Raw genomic sequence first — 16,114 nt, 5'->3', positions numbered from 1 at the left:
GAAAGATGCATCAATTCATCGATAGACGCGCCAACCCCAAGGGCAAAAGCCACGGCAACCGGCAACGGTTCCTGCGTCGCGCCCGGGACAATATCAAAGAGCGTGTTGACCGCTCGGTGCGGGACAAATCCATCCAGGACGGGGATGGCGTCGCACCGGAGGGAGAAAAGGTGACAATCCCTTCCAAGGGATTGCAGGAGCCGCGGTTCTTTCATGGACCCGGCGGCAACCGCAAATATGTCCTGCCGGGTAACAAGGAGTTTGTGGTTGGCGATACCATTCCCAAACCGGATGGTGGTTCGGGGCAGGGCGGGCGCAAGGCCTCGGAGGGTGGCGAAGGCGATGATGATTTCTCCTTTACCCTGACACGTGATGAGTACCTGGAGATCCTGTTTGAGGGGCTGGAGCTGCCGGATCTGGTGGAGAAACCCACCGTCGAGACAGAAACCATTGGCACCCGCCGCGCTGGGCTGACCACGGCTGGCACCCCCAACAATCTCAATCTGGTGCGCACCATGCGGAACTCTCTGGGGCGACGCATTGCTCTGCGACGTCCCTCGGCCCAGGCAGAGGCGGATCTGCGGGCACAAATCGAGATGCTTGAGGCGCTGCCCAGTCGAACAGCGGCCCAGGCCGAGCTGCTAGAGCAATTGCAGGTGCGGCTGGAAGGGCTGCAACGCAAGCGCAAGGTGGTGGGCTATATCGATCCGATTGATCTGCGCTTTGATACCCATGTGCCGGAAAAGATCCGCAAATCCCGCGCAGTTGTGTTTTGCCTTATGGATGTCTCTGGCTCGATGCAGGAACGTGAAAAGGATCTGGGCAAGCGGTTCTTTTTACTGCTGCACCTGTTCCTGTCACGCTGTTACGAGCACACAGAGCTGGTCTTTATCCGCCACACCCATCTGGCAGAGGAAGTGGATGAGGAGACCTTCTTTTATGCCCGCGAAACCGGCGGTACCATTGTCTCTACTGCGCTGGACAAAATGCGTGAGGTGATTGCCGAGCGTTTCCCGCCGGAGGAATGGAACATCTACGGGGCTCAGGTTTCGGACGGCGAGAACTTTGGCAATGACTCGGCGCGCTGCAAAAAGCTGCTGCTCGAGGATCTGCTGCCGGTCTGCCAGTACTACGCCTATATGGAGATCGTCGAAGAGAGCGCGGAGACTCTTCTTAATGACACCGAGGCAGGCGACGACCTGTGGCAGAACTACCGACTGGTCAAGGCGCAGGCCCCACATTTTGAAATGCAGCGAGTGGCGCATGCGGCCCATATCTATCCGATCTTCAGAGAGTTCTTTCTGCCACGGATAAGGGGAGGTCAAAATGCTTGATGCAAAACCAGGATCCAACCTGCTGTTTGACGGGCCGGAGTGGAGTTTTGAGCTACTGGAAAAGGCACGCGATGCCATTGAGGATATCGCGCTGAACGATCTGGGGCTGAATGTCTACCAGAACCAGATCGAGATCATTTCGGCGGAGCAGATGCTGGATGCCTATTCCTGCACCGGGCTGCCCTTGATGTATCAGCACTGGTCCTTTGGTAAACATTTTGCCCGCGACGAGGCGCTGTATCGCACCGGGCGGCAGGGGCTGGCCTATGAGATCGTGATCAACTCCAACCCCTGCATCAGCTACAACATGGAAGAAAACACCATGTCGATGCAGACATTGGTGATGGCCCATGCGGCCTTTGGTCATAATCATTTCTTCAAGAACAACTACCTGTTCCAGCAATGGACCGATGCCGATGGCATTCACGACTATCTGGCCTTTGCCAAGAACTACATCACCGCCTGTGAGGAGCGCTATGGGTTGGATGCGGTCGAAGAGGTTCTGGATGCGGCCCATGCCCTGCAAACCCAAGGCGTGTTTCGGTATGGGCGTCCGCCCAAACCCACCGCGCAGGAGCTGGAAGCAATGCAGCGAGTGCGCGATGGCCATGAAAGCGCGCGCAGCCTACTGGATATCTGGACTGATGCCACTCTGGGCAAAGCCAAGGATGGGGTGCCTCATGATGAGTCTTATTCGGCCCGTCGGCAAAGCCTGAACCTGCCGCAGGAGAATATTCTCTACTTCCTGGAAAAACACAGTCCGATCCTGAAGCCCTGGCAGCGTGAGCTGCTGCGCATCGTACGGATGCTGGCGCAGTACTTCTACCCGCAGAAACAAACCAAGGTGATGAACGAGGGCTGCGCCACCTTTGTGCATTATTACATCATCAATGAGCTGTTCACCCAGGGGCGTCTGACCGAAGGCTCTTACATGGAGATGATGCACAGTCATACCAATGTGGTTTTGCAGCCAGAGTATAACGATCCGCGATATTCCGGCATCAACCCCTATGCGCTGGGCTTTGCTATGATGATGGACATAAAGCGCATCTGCGAAGAGCCGACGGAGGAGGACCGGGATTGGTTCCCGGATATCGCCGGTCAGGGCGATTGGCGTGCAGTGCTGCGCAATGCCTGGGCCAATTACCGGGATGAAAGCTTTATCCAGCAGTTCCTGTCACCGCATCTGATGCGTAAATTCAAACTCTTTGCCTTGGTGGATCAAGAGGATCAAAAGGAGATGGTGGTAAGCCAGATCCATAATCGGGCTGGCTATAAGGAGATCCGCCGGGCCTTGGCACAGCAATATGATCTGGCCTATCTGGAGCCTGACATTCAGGTCACCGATGCAGATCTGAGCGGCGACAGGCGCCTGATCCTCTCCCATACAGTGCGCGATGGCATTCACCTGGAAGAGGACAACAAGCGCGAAGTGCTAAAGCATCTGGGCACACTCTGGGGGTATGAGGTTTGCCTGAATGCGGTGGAGACACGGATCGAAACCTGAGTAGGCAGGCCCATGAGCGTGCCTTGGATCCTTCTTGCTCCGGCATCAGGTGTCGTCTGGCGGGTAACTCTTGTGCAGATCGTCGATGACATAGGGATGGGAATGCCGTTTGGGACCGCCCATAGCCTGGCCTGTTGTCCCTTTCAGATGCGGATGATCCGCTGCCAGCTCCGGGTGGTCATGGGGCAGGCTCTCTGGATCCTTTGCGGGCCATTGGCTCCGCGCATAAAGCAGCCCCAAAATGGCCAATGAATTTAGCAGCAAGAGCGAGGGCACCATTCCAAGGCTGCTCATACTCCAGCCCGCCAGTGGATAGGTGATCAGCCAGCAACCATGGGACAGGGTGAACTGCGCCGCAAAGACCGCTGGGCGATCTTCAGTCTGGGCAGAACGCTTCAGCAGGCGCCCCGATGGGGTGAGAATGGTGGAATAGCCAAACCCGGATAGGAACCAGCAGGCGAGCACCGGGATCAACTCTGCTTCGACCAAACCTGTATAGGTTGCCAGCCCTGTCTGGGCCAGAATGGCAATAAGTGCGCCGCCTATCATGACCGGGCGATCCTGAATGCGGATCAGCAGCTTTGGCAGGGTAAAGGCTGCCAGCATGGACCCGGCCCCAAAAGCCGCCAGCGTCAGGGCGACCATATGTTCTCCAAGACCCAGCTCAGCCCGGACAATGACCACGGTATTGATGATCACGATTGCGCTCACAGAGGCGGCAACCGCCGATAGCCCCAGCAACCCCCGCAGGCGCGGTGTTTTCAGGTAGATGCGGATGCCCAGTGTTGTGCGCTCATAAAACCCTTTGGCAACACTTGGCTTGGGCGAGGGGAGCGCGACCGAGACAACCAAAAGTGCCGAGGCAACAAAGCCAATAGCGGTGCCAAAGAACAAAAAATTAGCAGTCATCAGGGTCAGCAGCAGTGCAGCCACTGTTGGGGACAGCAGGCTCTCGATATCAAAGGCCAGCCGCGAGAGAGACAGGGCATTGGTATAGTCGTCTTCATCTGGCAGGACATCGGGAATTGTGGCCTGAAAGGCGGGGGTGAACCCGGCAGAAGAGGCCTGCATCACAAAGATCAGTACATAGATCTGCCAGATTTCAGTGACGAAGGGCAACGCCAGTGCCACCAGGGCCCGCAGAATGTCCAGCGTCACCAACCAATTGCGGCGCGGGTACTGGCTGGCAAGCGCTGCGGCGATTGGGGCAAGGGTCACATAGCTGACCATCTTGATGGTGAGGGCGATACCCAGCACGATGGAGGCGTCGGCCCCGGCCAGATCATAGGCAATCAGCCCCAGTGCCACGGTTGCCAGACCGGTTCCGAGGATGGCAATTACCTGCGCCGCAAACAGATGGCGAAAGGTGCGATTTCTCAAGATGGCTAGCATGGCTCACAGATACCTCGCGATATCTTTGAACATCTCGCTCTGCCCCTCGGTGCGGGTCTCATTGCGCGCATCTTCCAGACAGTGATCAATGTGATCAAAGATCAATTCCCGCTTGGCATTGGTAATGGCCTTTTCAACGGCCTGCAGCTGCTGGGCGATGTCTGCGCAGGGGCGTCCGTCTTCAATCATCGAGATGACGCTGCTCAGGTGGCCGTTTGCACGCTTTAGCCGGGTGGCAATGCGCGGGTGGGAAAGATGTGTATGTGGCTGTTTCATGGTTTCATATATCCCCCTGGGGAGGATGTTTTCAAGACTGTTTGCCTCTTGCCGAGCGGTGGCACCGCAAGTCATTGACAAGCGCCCCTCTCAATTGGATACAATATTCCAAACAGGACGCTTCTCACTCGCTACGCGGAGCCCTCGCGCCGACACCATGCTTTGAAATCGGGGGGCAGGCTTCGATCCCCCAATCTGATCCCTTGGAGACATCACATGACCGCTTCTTTTGCAGAGTATCGCCAACTGGCCAGATCCCTATCGGTGGACGCAGTGGCCTTGGTGCCGGGGCCAAATTTCACCCGGGCACTGGGGCAGGGGTTTATGAGCCACGAGCGTCCCTTTGTCCTGGTAATCCCGGCAGAAGGGGCACCGGCAGCGATTGTGCCAAACCTGGAGCTGGGATCCTGGGAGCTGGTCGCATTTGATGGGGCGGTTTTTGACTGGCGGGATCAGGATGGCTACCAGGCAGCCTTTGCGGATCTGGCCGACCATATGCAAATGGCGCGCCTGGCGGTCGAGGGGCAGGTGATGCGGGTCTTTGTGCATCATGCGCTGAAACAGGCCAGCCCGGAGCTGGAGATCATCGACGCAGAGAAAGAGATTTCGGGTCTGCGGATGATCAAGAGCGACACCGATGTCGCCGCCTTGCAAAAGGCCATTGCTCTGTCTGAACGCGCCCTGCACAGCGTGCTGGCTGAGGTCGAGGTGGGGCAGACCGAGAAAGAGATCGAAAGCCGCCTCATTCAGGCGCTTTTTGCCGAGGGGGCTGATGATCTTGCCTTTACACCGATTGTGGTGGCAGGTGACAATTCGGCCCGGGTGCATGGCCATGCCCGCGAAGACTATAAAATCCAGTCCGGTGACGCGCTCCTGTTTGACTTTGGTGCCCGCAAGGATGGCTTTTGCGCTGATATCACCCGCACGGTTTTTGTCGGCGGGGTAAGCGATGAGGCGCGCGCAGTCTACGAGACCGTTCTAGCCGCTAATATGGTGGGGCTTGCGGCGACGCGGGCCGGGGTCACCGCGCATCAGATTGATGATGTGGTGATCGGCGTGCTGGAGGCCTCTCCCTTTGCCGCCCATATCGAGACCAAGACCGGACATGGTCTGGGCCGCGATGTGCATGAGGCCCCCTATATCATGCGGGGCAATCATCAGCTGCTGCCTGCGGGCACCGTCTACACCAATGAACCGGGGCTCTATCTGGCGGGCAAGTTTGGCGTCCGGATCGAAGATGACGTGCTGATCACCGAAGAGGGCTGTCAGGTGCTGACCCAGTTCCCCAAAGAGCTGACCATTGTCGGTGGCTAAGGGCTGAACAGGATAGAGCAGTGAAAAAGGCGCGGCCCCATCAGGGGGCGCGCCTTTTCTAATTTTAGATCTGTTGAGAGCGTTAGGGCTTAGAACTCGACCACGGCGCGGATGGATTTGCCTTCGTGCATCAGGTCAAAGCCGTGGTTGATCTCGTCCAGCGTCAGCTTGTGGGTGATCATCGGATCGATCTCGATCTTGCCGTCCATGTACCAGTCAACGATCTTGGGCACATCGGTCCGACCGGAGGCGCCACCAAAGGCGGTGCCGCGCCAGCTGCGACCGGTGACCAGCTGGAAGGGACGGGTGGAGATTTCAGCACCCGCAGGGGCCACACCGATGATGATGCTTTCGCCCCAGCCCTTGTGGGCGCATTCCAGCGCGGTGCGCATCACGTTGACGTTGCCGGTGGCATCAAAGGTGTAATCGGCACCGCCGCCGGTCAGCTCGACCAGATGCGCCACCAGATCGCCCTCGACCTCGGCCGGATTGACAAAATGGGTCATGCCAAAATGCGTCGCCATCTCGACCTTGCCGGGGTTCAGGTCAACGCCGACGATCTGATCGGCACCGGCCAGTTTCAGACCCTGGATCACGTTGAGGCCAATGCCACCTAGGCCAAAGACCACACCGGTCGAGCCGATTTCCACCTTGGCGGTGTTGATCACCGCGCCGATGCCGGTGGTGACGCCGCAGCCGATGTAGCAGATCTTGTCGAAGGGCGCGTCCTTGCGCACTTTGGCTAGGGCGATTTCCGGCACCACGGTGTGATTGGCAAAGGTCGAACAGCCCATGTAGTGATGGATAGGAGTGCCATCCAGCATAGAGAACCGGGTCGAGCCATCGGGCAACAGACCAGCACCCTGGGTCGAGCGGATCGCCTGACACAGGTTGGTTTTTGGATTGAGGCAATAGTCGCATTCGCGGCACTCGGGCGTATAGAGCGGGATCACGTGATCGCCCACTTCCAGGCTGGTCACCCCTTCGCCCACCTCGATAACAATGCCCGCGCCCTCATGGCCCAGAATGGCGGGAAAGATGCCTTCGGGATCATCACCAGAGCGGGTAAATTCATCCGTGTGGCAGAGACCCGTGGCCTTGATTTCCACCAGTACCTCGCCGGCCTTTGGCCCTTCGAGGTTCACTTCCATCACTTCGAGCGGCTTGCCCGGAGCAACAGCAACGGCTGCACGTGTACGCATCATGATTGCGATCCTTCGTCCTGTTGTGAGGGGCGCGCCACAGCTAGGCGCTGACCCTTTCGAATTACTGTTCGGCCCGATCAAAGGGATTGGCCCATGTGATCTGACCAGAGCCTGATCCGCCCAGCGTTACATTTGCCAAAGTGATCAGGCAAGCATTGCCTTTGGCTCTATCTTTTCCAGCCCTTTGCGCCCCATCCAAATACGACGAAAAGTGACGTTTTCCAGTCAATTGGCCGTGATGGCAGCTCCTTGGGCTAGGGTGAAACAATTGTAGGATAAATCAGATTCTCTACGAGGTTTGGTCTTGACCTTCCCCTCACTGGAAGCCCCATATCCAATCGCAATTGTAGGACGACTCTCGGGATTTCCACCATGGAACAGCGCCAGATAACATTGCAAATCACCGGTCTCAATTGTGCAGGCTGTGTTGGGCGGGCAGAAAAAGCCCTGTCCACGCTTCCCGGTGTCACTGAGGCCTCGGTCAATCTGGCGACCTCCAAGGGCCAGGTTCACGCAGCGCTGGATCTCGAACCAGCAGATTTGGTCTCGGCCTTGGAGCAGGCGGGCTATCCAGCGGCCCTGTCTCAGGTGAGCCTCGATATTGAGGGGCTAAGCTGTGCCTCCTGTGTGGGGCGGGCAGAGGTGGCGTTGCGGGCGGTGCCCGGCGTGGTTTCAGCCGATGTGAACCTGGCCACGGAGCGGGCTGAGATCCGCTATCTGACCGGCGCAACCCGCGCGGCAGACCTGCGGGCGGCGAGCACCGGTGCAGGCTACCCCGCCTCTCTACGCGCGGCTGAAGTGGATGCAGCAGAGCAGGCGCAGCAGCGTCGGGGGCAGGAGATCACAGCGCTAACCCGGCAGGTGGCAATAGCGGCGGTTCTGACACTGCCAGTTTTTGTGATTGAAATGGGCAGCCATATGGTGCCGACCATGCATCATTGGGTGATGGCAAATATTGGCCTCAACAACAGCTATTTGCTGCAATTTGTGCTGGCCACATTGGTGCTGGTTGGGCCCGGTCGCCAGTTCTATAGCAAGGGCGTGCCCGCCTTGTTGCGTGGTGCGCCGGATATGAATGCCCTGGTGGCGCTGGGCACCGTGGCGGCCTATGGGTTCTCGGTGATCTCAACCTTTGTCCCGCAGCTGCTGCCTCATGGGTCGGCCAATGTCTATTTTGAGGCCGCCTGCGTTATCGTGGTTCTGATCCTGACAGGCCGTTTGCTCGAGGCCCGCGCCAAGGGGCGCACCGGGGCAGCGATCCGCAAACTGGTCTCCTTGCAGCCCAAAACCGCTGAGCTGGTCAGCGGCGATACAGTGATCGAAACTCCGGTAGAAGAGATCGCCCCCGGTGACCTGATCCGTCTGCGCCCGGGCGCGCGTATTGCCGTTGATGGAGAGGTGACGTCTGGCAGCTCCTTTGTGGATGAAAGCATGTTGAGCGGCGAGGCGATACCCGTGGAGAAAGGCAAGTTTGCGTGGCTTTCTGCTGGCACGGTGAATGGATCCGGAGTGCTGGAGTTTCGCGCCACTCATGTGGGGCGGGAGACGGGTCTGGCGCAGATCATTCAGATGGTTGAGCAGGCGCAGGGGGCCAAGCTGCCCGTTCAGGGCTTGGTTGATCGCATTACCCTGTGGTTTGTGCCTGCCGTTCTGCTGGCAGCGGCGCTGACGGTGCTGGTCTGGCTGGTGCTTGGGCCAGCACCCGCTCTGCCGCTGGCTCTGGTGGCTGGTGTCTCGGTGCTGATCATTGCCTGTCCCTGTGCTATGGGATTGGCGACCCCGACCTCGATCATGGTGGGTATCGGGCGCGCCGCGCAGATGGGGGTGTTGTTTCGCAAAGGTGATGCGCTGCAAAAACTACAGTCGGTTCATGTGGTTGCCCTGGATAAGACCGGTACCCTGACCGAGGGTCATCCGGCCCTGACCAATCTGGAGCCCGCCCCAGGCTTTACCCGCGACGGGGTGTTGCGCCTGATCGGTGCCGCCGAGGCCCAGTCGGAGCATCCAATCGCCAAGGCGCTTGTGCAGGCGGCAGGCAAAGGCCTGCCCAAGGCCGATAGCGTCGAGGCCATTCCTGGCTATGGCCTACAGGCGCAGGTCGAAGGTCAGAACATTCTGATTGGAGCTGCGCGCTTGATGCAGCGCGAAGGCATTGATTTTGGTCCGTTGACCGAGTCCGCGGCGCTGTGGGCAGCGGCGGGGGAGACACCCTTCTATGTGGCGATTGATGGTCAGGCCGCTGCCGCGCTGGCAGTGGCGGATCCGATCAAAGAGAGCACGCCGGAGGCAATCCGGGCCTTGCAGGCGCAGGGGCTGAAGGTGGCGATGATCACCGGAGATGCCGCGGCCACGGCACAGGCCATTGCCGCACGTCTTGGCATTGATGCGGTGCGCGCCGAATGCCTGCCGGGGGATAAGGTCGCGGCGCTGAAGGATCTGCAAGACAGCTTTGGTGCCCTAGCTTTTGTTGGTGATGGTCTCAACGATGCTCCGGCCTTGGCTGTGGCGGATGTGGGGATTGCGATTGGCACCGGCACCGATGTGGCGATTGAGGCCGCAGATGTGGTGCTGGTCTCTGGCGATCTGCGCGGCGTGCAGGATGCCTTGACCACCAGCCGCGCCACCATGCGTAATATTCGCCAGAACCTGGGGTGGGCCTTTGGCTATAACGTCCTTCTGGTACCGGTTGCCGCCGGAGTGCTCTATCCCTTTGGCGGGCCATTGCTCTCGCCGGTGCTGGCGGCGGGCGCCATGGCGCTGTCCAGTGTCTTTGTGCTCAGCAATGCGCTGCGCTTGCATCGGCTGAAATCCAGCTTAGATGAAGGAGCAGAGGTGTCGGCATCCGGCACTGGTTCACTTCGCCCCGCCACCTGACGGCACAGTATGAGGTCCGCATGAATATCGGTGATGTTTCTACCCGCTCGGGACTGCCGGCCAAGACCATCCGCTATTACGAGGATATCGGCCTGATCAAACCGCAGCGCAGCGAAAACGGCTATCGCTGCTTTGTCGAGGCAGACCTGCACAAACTCGCCTTTCTGGGGCGGGCGCGGGCCTTGGGTTTTACCATTGAGGACTGCCGCATGTTGATGGCGCTTTATGAAGACGAAAGCCGCGCCAGTAGTGATGTCAAACAATTGGCGCAGGAACACCTGAGCAAGATCGAGACCAAAATCGCCGACCTGCAAGCAATGCGCGATACCCTGACCGAGCTGGTTCATTGCTGCGCGGGCGACAACCGCCCCGATTGCCCGATCCTGAAGGATCTGTCGGGTAAGTGCTGAAGCCATTTTCAGCCAACGAGATTGGCTGCGAAGACGGGTTGGACCGGTTGGAGATACCGAGCAAGGGCAGCAATCGGCCGCGGGTGGGGGAGTAGCCCCCGCCCGAGGGGGCGGCCGGGGGCTGCCCGACCTTGCGGTCGGGAGATTGCGTTGGGCTGGTGCTCTGAGTTTAGCAAAGAGGTGTCTGAATCAGACAGGGCGCAGTTCCAGAGTTTCGCGGGCCTGCTGCCAGCTGGCAACGGGGCGCTCGTATTTCTCGCAGAGTTCCACTGCACGCTGTACCAGCGCGGCGTTTGACGGTGCCAGGGTCTCGCGGTTCAGGCGCAGATTGTCCTCTAACCCGGTACGGGTATGGCCGCCTGCAGCAATGGCCCATTCATTGACTTGGATCTGGCCGGGGCCAATGCCAGCACCGCACCATTCTGCCTCTGGTGCCAGCCGTTCCACGGTTTTGATATAGAAATCAAAGGTCTCGCGATCCACAGGCATGGCGTTTTTCACCCCCATGACAAATTGCACATAGAGCTTTCCATTGATCCGCCCATCTTGGTTCATCTTCACCGCTTGGTGGATATGGGACAGATCAAAGGCTTCGATCTCGGGCTTGACCTCGTATTGCCGCATCTCAGAGGCCAGCCAATCAACCAGCTCTGGCGGGTTTTCATAGACGCGGGTGGGGAAATTGTTCGATCCCACCGAGAGCGAGGCCATATCAGGGCGCAGCGACAGCATGCCGCCACGTTCCTGACCCGCACCAGACCGTCCGCCTGTCGAGAGCTGCACGATCATGCCGGGGCAATGTTTGTTCAACCCTTCCAGCAGCAGGCCGAACTTTTCCGGATCAGATGAAGGCGTCTGATCGTCGTTGCGCACATGGCAATGGGCAATCGAGGCACCAGCTTCAAACGCCGCTTGGGTGCTTTCAATCTGTTCCGAAATGGTGGTGGGCACCGCCGGATTGTGCTCTTTGCGGGGCACGGATCCGGTGATGGCAACGCAGATGATACAGGGTTTTCCCTGGCTGAAGATGGTCATGGATGTTCCCTTAGATGTCAAAAAAGACGGTTTCATCTTCGCCCTGCAGGCGGATGTCGAAACGATACACCGTCTCACCGTCGCGTTCACTGCGTTTTGCAATCAGTGTTTCGCGGCGCTTTTCCCACTCGATCACATTGATGATAGGATCGGCGGCATTGGCCTCGGCTTCATCGTCAAAGTAGAGCCGGGTGTTGAGCCCCACATTGATGCCGCGCGCCACGATCCAGAGGTTGATATGCGGCGCCATCATCTGGCCATTGCGGCCCATCAACCCACCAGGTTTGACCGTATCAAACGCCCATTCGCCGGTTTCAAAATTGGTGATCACCCGGCCCCAACCGCGAAAGCCCTCCTCAACATTCTCATACCCGGCATGTTCAGGGTGCGGATAGATACCATCGGCATTGGCCTGCCAGACCTCTAGCAGCACGTCCTTGACGGGCGAGCCGGTGCCGTCGATGACCAGCCCCTCGACGCGAATGCGCTCACCTTTTGCATTGGGGCCTGCGATGTCCTGGCCTAACTCCTGATCGTAGATCTGAAACCCAGCCGCGCCGGGGGCCAGACCGATGTGCACATAGGGGCCAGCGGTCTGCGAGGGGGTTTCCTTCAGATAATCGAGTGATTGTGGCATTAGTTCCCCTCCAGGCGGTTTTCAAACAGGGTTGAACGACGGCCGCGCAGCACGATGTCGAACTTATAGGCGATGGTATCCAGCGGGATGGTGGCGTTCATATCCAGCTTGGCAATCAGCTGCTCGATCGCATCCGGGTCGGGAATTGTCGCCACGATGGGGCAGGTTTTGACCAGGGGGTCACCTTCAAAATAGAGCTGGGTGATCAGGCGCTGGGCGAAACCTGTGCCAAAGACCGAGACATGGATATGCGCGGGCCGCCAGTCATTGACCCAATTGCGCCAGGGATAGGCGCCGGGTTTCACGGTGCGGAAGTAATAGTAGCCGTTCTCATCGGTCATGGTGCGGCCACAACCGCCAAAGTTCGGGTCGATGGCCCCCAGATAGGTATCCTTTTTGTGGCGATAGCGGCCAGAGGCATTGGCCTGCCAGATCTCGACCAGCGTATTAGGCACCGGGCGAGCGTTTTCGTCCAGCACCCGGCCATGCACAATGATGCGCTCGCCAATGGGGCTTTGGTCTGGCTGGGCGTAGTTTGACAACAGGTCATTGTCGAGCGCGGTCAGATCACCATGGCCAAAGCGGGGGCCGGTGATTTCGCTTGGGGTGTTTTCCAGGCTGATCAGCGACAGCTTGGGCGAACGCGCTACAGAGGTCTTGTAGTCCTTGTCATAGGCCGGGGGATGCCAGCGGCGGTCGCGCTGGTAGAACTCACCCTGTTTTGGTGTCTGGGTCATTGTGGTCTTCCTCCTCAGGCCTTGGGTGCGGCGGCGTCGGCTTCCATTTCCGCATAGGTTTGTTTGGCAAGTTTCAGCGCGTGATTGGCGCGGGGCACGCCTGCATAGATGGCCACATGCTGAAAAGCTTCCAGCACGTCAATTTTGCTGGCGCCGGTGCGGGCGGTGGCGCGGATATGCATGGGGATCTCGTCGAAGTTCCCCAGGGCGGCCAGCAGGGCCAGGGTCAACATCGAGCGTTCGCGCGGTGCAATGGCATCCGATGACCAGACCGTGCCCCAGGCGCCTTCGGTGATCAGGGCCTGAAAAGCCTGATCCATATCGGTCTTGGCCGCCTCGGCCCGATCCACATGGGTGTCGCCCAGAACCGCGCGACGAGTCTTCATGCCCTGATCATATCTGGTGTTACTCATAGGGGGTGCCCTCTGGTTTGCAGTCACAAGGAGTATCACATATCAAAATTGTGCTGTATAATGTGAAGATATACATGTTTGCATTGCGAAAATGATATGCGTTTATCTGCACAGCTCAAAATGCGCCATCTCGAAGTCTTTGTCGAAGTGGCCCGTCAAACCAGTGTTACCCAGGCGGCCGAGGCGCTGGGCATGACACAGCCCGCCGTTACCCGCGCTCTGCGCGAGTTGGAGGCGGTCTGCGGCAAGCCCTTGGTGGAGCGCCATGGGCGGGGCATTCGCCTGTCCCCCTATGGGGAGATGTTTCGCCACCACGCCGGGCGCAGCCTGGCCTTGGCACGGGACGGCGTGGCGATGTTGCAGGGACTGGAGGCCGGTGAGGGGCCGCAACTGCGTATCGGCGCCTTGCCGACGGTTTCAGCCACTCTGGTGCCAGATGCACTGGCTCAGCTGGAGGCCGGCATAGGGCGCAGCCGGTATTCGGTGCTCACTGGTGACAATCAATATCTTCTGGATCAGCTGCGCCGTGGGGAGTTGGACTTGGTTGTGGGGCGCTTGCCCGCCCCTGAGCGCATGGTGGGGATTGAGTTTGAACCGCTGTTTCACGAGCGCGTTGCAGTTGTTGTGGCGGCGGGGCATCCCCTGGGGGACATCAGCCATCTGCCGGCGGGGGCACTGCAGTCCTATCCGGTATTGATGCCCTCAAAGGGCTCAATCATTCGCCCCTTGGTGGAGCATATGTTTCTGGAGCAGGGGCTGATGATGCCGCAGGCCCCAATCGAGACGGTCTCGGCCACATTCGGGCGGCGCTTTGTTCTCGACCATGGTGCGATTTGGTTCATCAGTCAGGGGGTGGTGCATGCCGATCTGGCGGCGGGGATCGTACAAAAGCTACCGCTGGACACCACTAGCACGCGGGGGCCGGTGGGGTTGTGTATTCGCAGTGAGCATCAGCTATCGGCCACTGGCGCGCGGTTTTGTGCCTGCATACGGGAGCTGTGCCGTCAGGCTGATTAGGTTTTTGTGCAGGGTTGTGGCGATCAGGCGCGCAGGCTGGCCAGAGCCATGCTGCTTATATCGCGGGCGATTGTATCGATGAACTCCTGCGAGGCACCGCGCTCGGGTCGGAACCAGAAAACCGGAGAATTGAGGATCAACATCAGCCCGGCCACAGCAACTGTGAGGTTGCGGTTCTGGATACTGCCTTCTGAAATGCCGCGAGCCACTTCGTTGCGAAACAGCAGCTCATACTGGCGCTGCCCGGTGCGCAACTGCTCCTGTAGCTCTTGCTCGACATTGGTGATCTTTTTGGGCTGGGTGCCGCCGGTGTAGGTTTGCAACACGACCTTGTGGTAGGCTAGTGAGTTCAGCACCTCGTAGACATGCCCGCGCGCCATTCTGTCGAGAGAGGCGATTGCCGGCCGGCTGGTATCGATCAGTTGTTCGACCGCTTGATGGGTAAAGCCCGCAGCCCGCAGCTGAACTGCGGCGAGCAAGGCGCCCTTGGAAGGGAAGTGGTGGTAGATCCGCCCCTTGGTTGAGCCCAGCCGCGCCGCGATATCATCAACAGAGGCGCTTTTGACGCCCAATGTCATGAAACAATGGGCGGCAGCGTCCAGGATCTCGCTTTTGGAGGTGCTGATCTGTTCTAACATCCGGGCTCTGCCTGTAATTCAGATTGGATCTTGGCCTATCAGACGGCCCGGATAAGAGGCAATCCCCCAGCGTTGTTGCGGCCAGTTCACGTCACCGCGCGCCTGTCAGCCAGCCGCGGCTGTTCAGAGATCAAAGCCGAAGTACGGGGCTGAAGCCAGAGAAACAAAGTCCGAAAAACTCGCCTTTAGGGGGCCGGGCAACGGGTGCTGGCTCGACGAGGAATAGAATCAGCCTAGGGGGCCAGAGGCACAAAGAATAGGCGTTTTTTGAGAGTTTGACGCTGGGTCCCGCCAATTGACAGGTCAAAAACATACTCATTAGTCTGTTTTTAGACGCTTGGGATTCCGCCGCTTGAGGAGGCAGCGCGAAATTCCACTAAAAAAGGCGCAAAGGCCTGGATCAGACCGGGCGAGGAACCGTTCTTTAGGAGCGGGGGGAGGAAAATTTGGAAGTATTGCAGCTCTTGATCAGTGGGCTTGCGAATGGCTGTGTCTACGGCCTGATCGCGCTTGGGTTCGTGTTGATCTACAAAGCCACCGAGGCGGTGAACTTCGCCCAGGGTGATTTCATGATGATCGGGGCCTTTGTCAGCCTTGGTCTGACCAATGCGGAACACATGAACCTGCCATTCTGGATCGCAGCGCCGCTGACGATTTCGATCATGGCGGTGTTTGGCTATCTGCTCGATCTGTTTGTGTTGCGCCATCTCTTTGGCCAGAACCAGACAGCGGTGGTGATCCTGACTATTGCCATGGGATTTGTGCTGCGGTTTATCGCGGGCATCATCTGGGGCCATGAGCCACAGACACTGGAGAGCCCGCTAGCCTTGGGAGATATTCATATAGGCGGCGTGGTTCTTGGTATGGCTGATGTAGCCATTATCGTTGTTACTTTCCTGCTGACCTGGTTTCTGTATCAGTTTTTCCAGCGCACCAAGCTGGGTTTGGCGATGCAGGCTGCAAGTCAAAACCAGATGGCAGCCTATTTCATGGGTATTCCGGTGAAACGTGTTCAGGGGCTGATCTGGGGGCTGTCCGGTGCCACGGCTGCGGTGGCCGGTATCCTGTTTGCCTCTAAAGGGGCAATCGACCCCAATGCCGGTCTCTTGGGGATCAAGGCCTTTGCCGCAGCAGTGATCGGCGGCTTTGGCTCGCTTCCTGGCGCCCTGGCTGGTGGTCTCATCGTTGGGGTGATCGAACCCTTTGCAGCGCGCTACTTCGCTGCTGGTTACTCACAAATTGCGCCCTATGCCCTGTTGCTGGCCGTGCTGATCTTCAGACCCCATGGTCTGTTCAGCCAGGTCCGCGTGAAGAAGGTATAATCT

Annotated in this window: 15 protein-coding genes; 7 read left to right on the top strand and 8 right to left on the bottom strand. The window is 58.7% G+C overall.

Annotated elements, in window-relative coordinates; all coding sequences use genetic code 11:
- Positions 1-5 precede the first annotated feature (5 nt).
- Together ED661_RS06485 and ED661_RS06480 are read left to right on the top strand one after the other, a co-directional pair.
- Positions 6-1,334 (top strand): YeaH/YhbH family protein, encoded by a 1,329-nt coding sequence (locus ED661_RS06485; RefSeq protein WP_122073081.1) that lies wholly within the window; start codon positions 6-8, stop codon positions 1,332-1,334.
- Complete coding sequence (locus tag ED661_RS06480; protein ID WP_122073080.1) at positions 1,327-2,841, top strand: SpoVR family protein; 1,515 nt, start codon at positions 1,327-1,329, stop codon at positions 2,839-2,841. The genes ED661_RS06485 and ED661_RS06480 overlap by 8 nt, the downstream gene beginning before the upstream one ends.
- 45 nt (positions 2,842-2,886) lie before the next feature.
- On the opposite strand, the gene ED661_RS06475 is transcribed toward ED661_RS06480, so the two are convergent.
- On the bottom strand, positions 2,887-4,233 hold the full coding sequence (locus ED661_RS06475) for an MFS transporter (RefSeq protein WP_122073079.1): 1,347 nt from the start codon (positions 4,231-4,233) through the stop codon (positions 2,887-2,889).
- 3 nt (positions 4,234-4,236) lie between these two features.
- Complete coding sequence (locus tag ED661_RS06470; RefSeq protein WP_122073078.1) at positions 4,237-4,509, bottom strand: metal-sensing transcriptional repressor; 273 nt, start codon at positions 4,507-4,509, stop codon at positions 4,237-4,239.
- A 216-nt stretch (positions 4,510-4,725) separates the two neighbouring features.
- Here ED661_RS06470 and ED661_RS06465 point away from each other — a divergent pair, with 216 nt between their 5' ends.
- Positions 4,726-5,823: a Xaa-Pro peptidase family protein gene (locus ED661_RS06465; protein ID WP_122073077.1), complete on the top strand. Its 1,098-nt coding sequence runs from the start codon at positions 4,726-4,728 to the stop codon at positions 5,821-5,823.
- 89 nt (positions 5,824-5,912) lie between these two features.
- Here ED661_RS06465 and ED661_RS06460 read toward each other — a convergent pair whose 3' ends face one another.
- Positions 5,913-7,025, bottom strand: a complete 1,113-nt coding sequence (locus tag ED661_RS06460) for an S-(hydroxymethyl)glutathione dehydrogenase/class III alcohol dehydrogenase (protein ID WP_122073358.1) — start codon at positions 7,023-7,025, stop codon at positions 5,913-5,915.
- Positions 7,026-7,400: 375 nt separating this feature from the next.
- Here ED661_RS06460 and ED661_RS06455 point away from each other — a divergent pair, with 375 nt between their 5' ends.
- Positions 7,401-9,902, top strand: coding sequence for a heavy metal translocating P-type ATPase (locus ED661_RS06455; RefSeq protein WP_122073076.1), 2,502 nt, complete (start codon positions 7,401-7,403; stop codon positions 9,900-9,902).
- Between the two features lie 20 nt (positions 9,903-9,922).
- Entirely contained in the window at positions 9,923-10,312 is a 390-nt protein-coding gene (gene cueR / locus ED661_RS06450; RefSeq protein ID WP_122073075.1) for a Cu(I)-responsive transcriptional regulator, read from the top strand.
- A 189-nt stretch (positions 10,313-10,501) separates the two neighbouring features.
- On the opposite strand, the gene ED661_RS06445 is transcribed toward cueR, so the two are convergent.
- The 4 genes from ED661_RS06445 to pcaC are packed head-to-tail and all read right to left on the bottom strand — an operon-like array spanning position 10,502 to position 13,134.
- Positions 10,502-11,347, bottom strand: coding sequence for a 3-keto-5-aminohexanoate cleavage protein (locus ED661_RS06445; RefSeq protein ID WP_122073074.1), 846 nt, complete (start codon positions 11,345-11,347; stop codon positions 10,502-10,504).
- A 10-nt stretch (positions 11,348-11,357) separates the two neighbouring features.
- Positions 11,358-11,984: a protocatechuate 3,4-dioxygenase subunit alpha gene (gene pcaG / locus ED661_RS06440; protein WP_122073073.1), complete on the bottom strand. Its 627-nt coding sequence runs from the start codon at positions 11,982-11,984 to the stop codon at positions 11,358-11,360.
- The gene (gene pcaH, locus ED661_RS06435; RefSeq protein ID WP_122073072.1) at positions 11,984-12,721 is read right to left on the bottom strand and encodes a protocatechuate 3,4-dioxygenase subunit beta; all 738 of its coding nucleotides are present in this window, start codon (positions 12,719-12,721) and stop codon (positions 11,984-11,986) included. Before pcaH ends, pcaG begins: the two co-directional genes overlap by 1 nt.
- A 14-nt stretch (positions 12,722-12,735) precedes the next feature.
- Positions 12,736-13,134 carry a 4-carboxymuconolactone decarboxylase gene (gene pcaC / locus ED661_RS06430; RefSeq protein WP_122073071.1) on the bottom strand — a complete coding sequence of 133 codons (399 nt, stop codon included), beginning with the start codon at positions 13,132-13,134 and terminating at the stop codon, positions 12,736-12,738.
- A gap of 96 nt (positions 13,135-13,230) precedes the next feature.
- On the opposite strand from pcaC, the gene pcaQ reads away from it, so the two are divergent.
- Positions 13,231-14,151, top strand: coding sequence for a pca operon transcription factor PcaQ (pcaQ, locus tag ED661_RS06425; RefSeq protein WP_122073070.1), 921 nt, complete (start codon positions 13,231-13,233; stop codon positions 14,149-14,151).
- A 23-nt stretch (positions 14,152-14,174) separates the two neighbouring features.
- On the opposite strand, the gene ED661_RS06420 is transcribed toward pcaQ, so the two are convergent.
- A complete protein-coding gene (locus ED661_RS06420; protein ID WP_122073069.1) occupies positions 14,175-14,789 on the bottom strand; it encodes a TetR/AcrR family transcriptional regulator in 615 nt (204 codons plus the stop codon).
- A gap of 446 nt (positions 14,790-15,235) precedes the next feature.
- On the opposite strand from ED661_RS06420, the gene ED661_RS06415 reads away from it, so the two are divergent.
- A complete protein-coding gene (locus tag ED661_RS06415; RefSeq protein WP_122073068.1) occupies positions 15,236-16,111 on the top strand; it encodes a branched-chain amino acid ABC transporter permease in 876 nt (291 codons plus the stop codon).
- Positions 16,112-16,114: the final 3 nt, after the last annotated feature.

This window comes from Pseudophaeobacter sp. EL27 (assembly GCF_900313025.1).
Lineage (GTDB): Bacteria > Pseudomonadota > Alphaproteobacteria > Rhodobacterales > Rhodobacteraceae > Pseudophaeobacter.
This window is presented reverse-complemented; position numbering and strand designations above follow the sequence as displayed.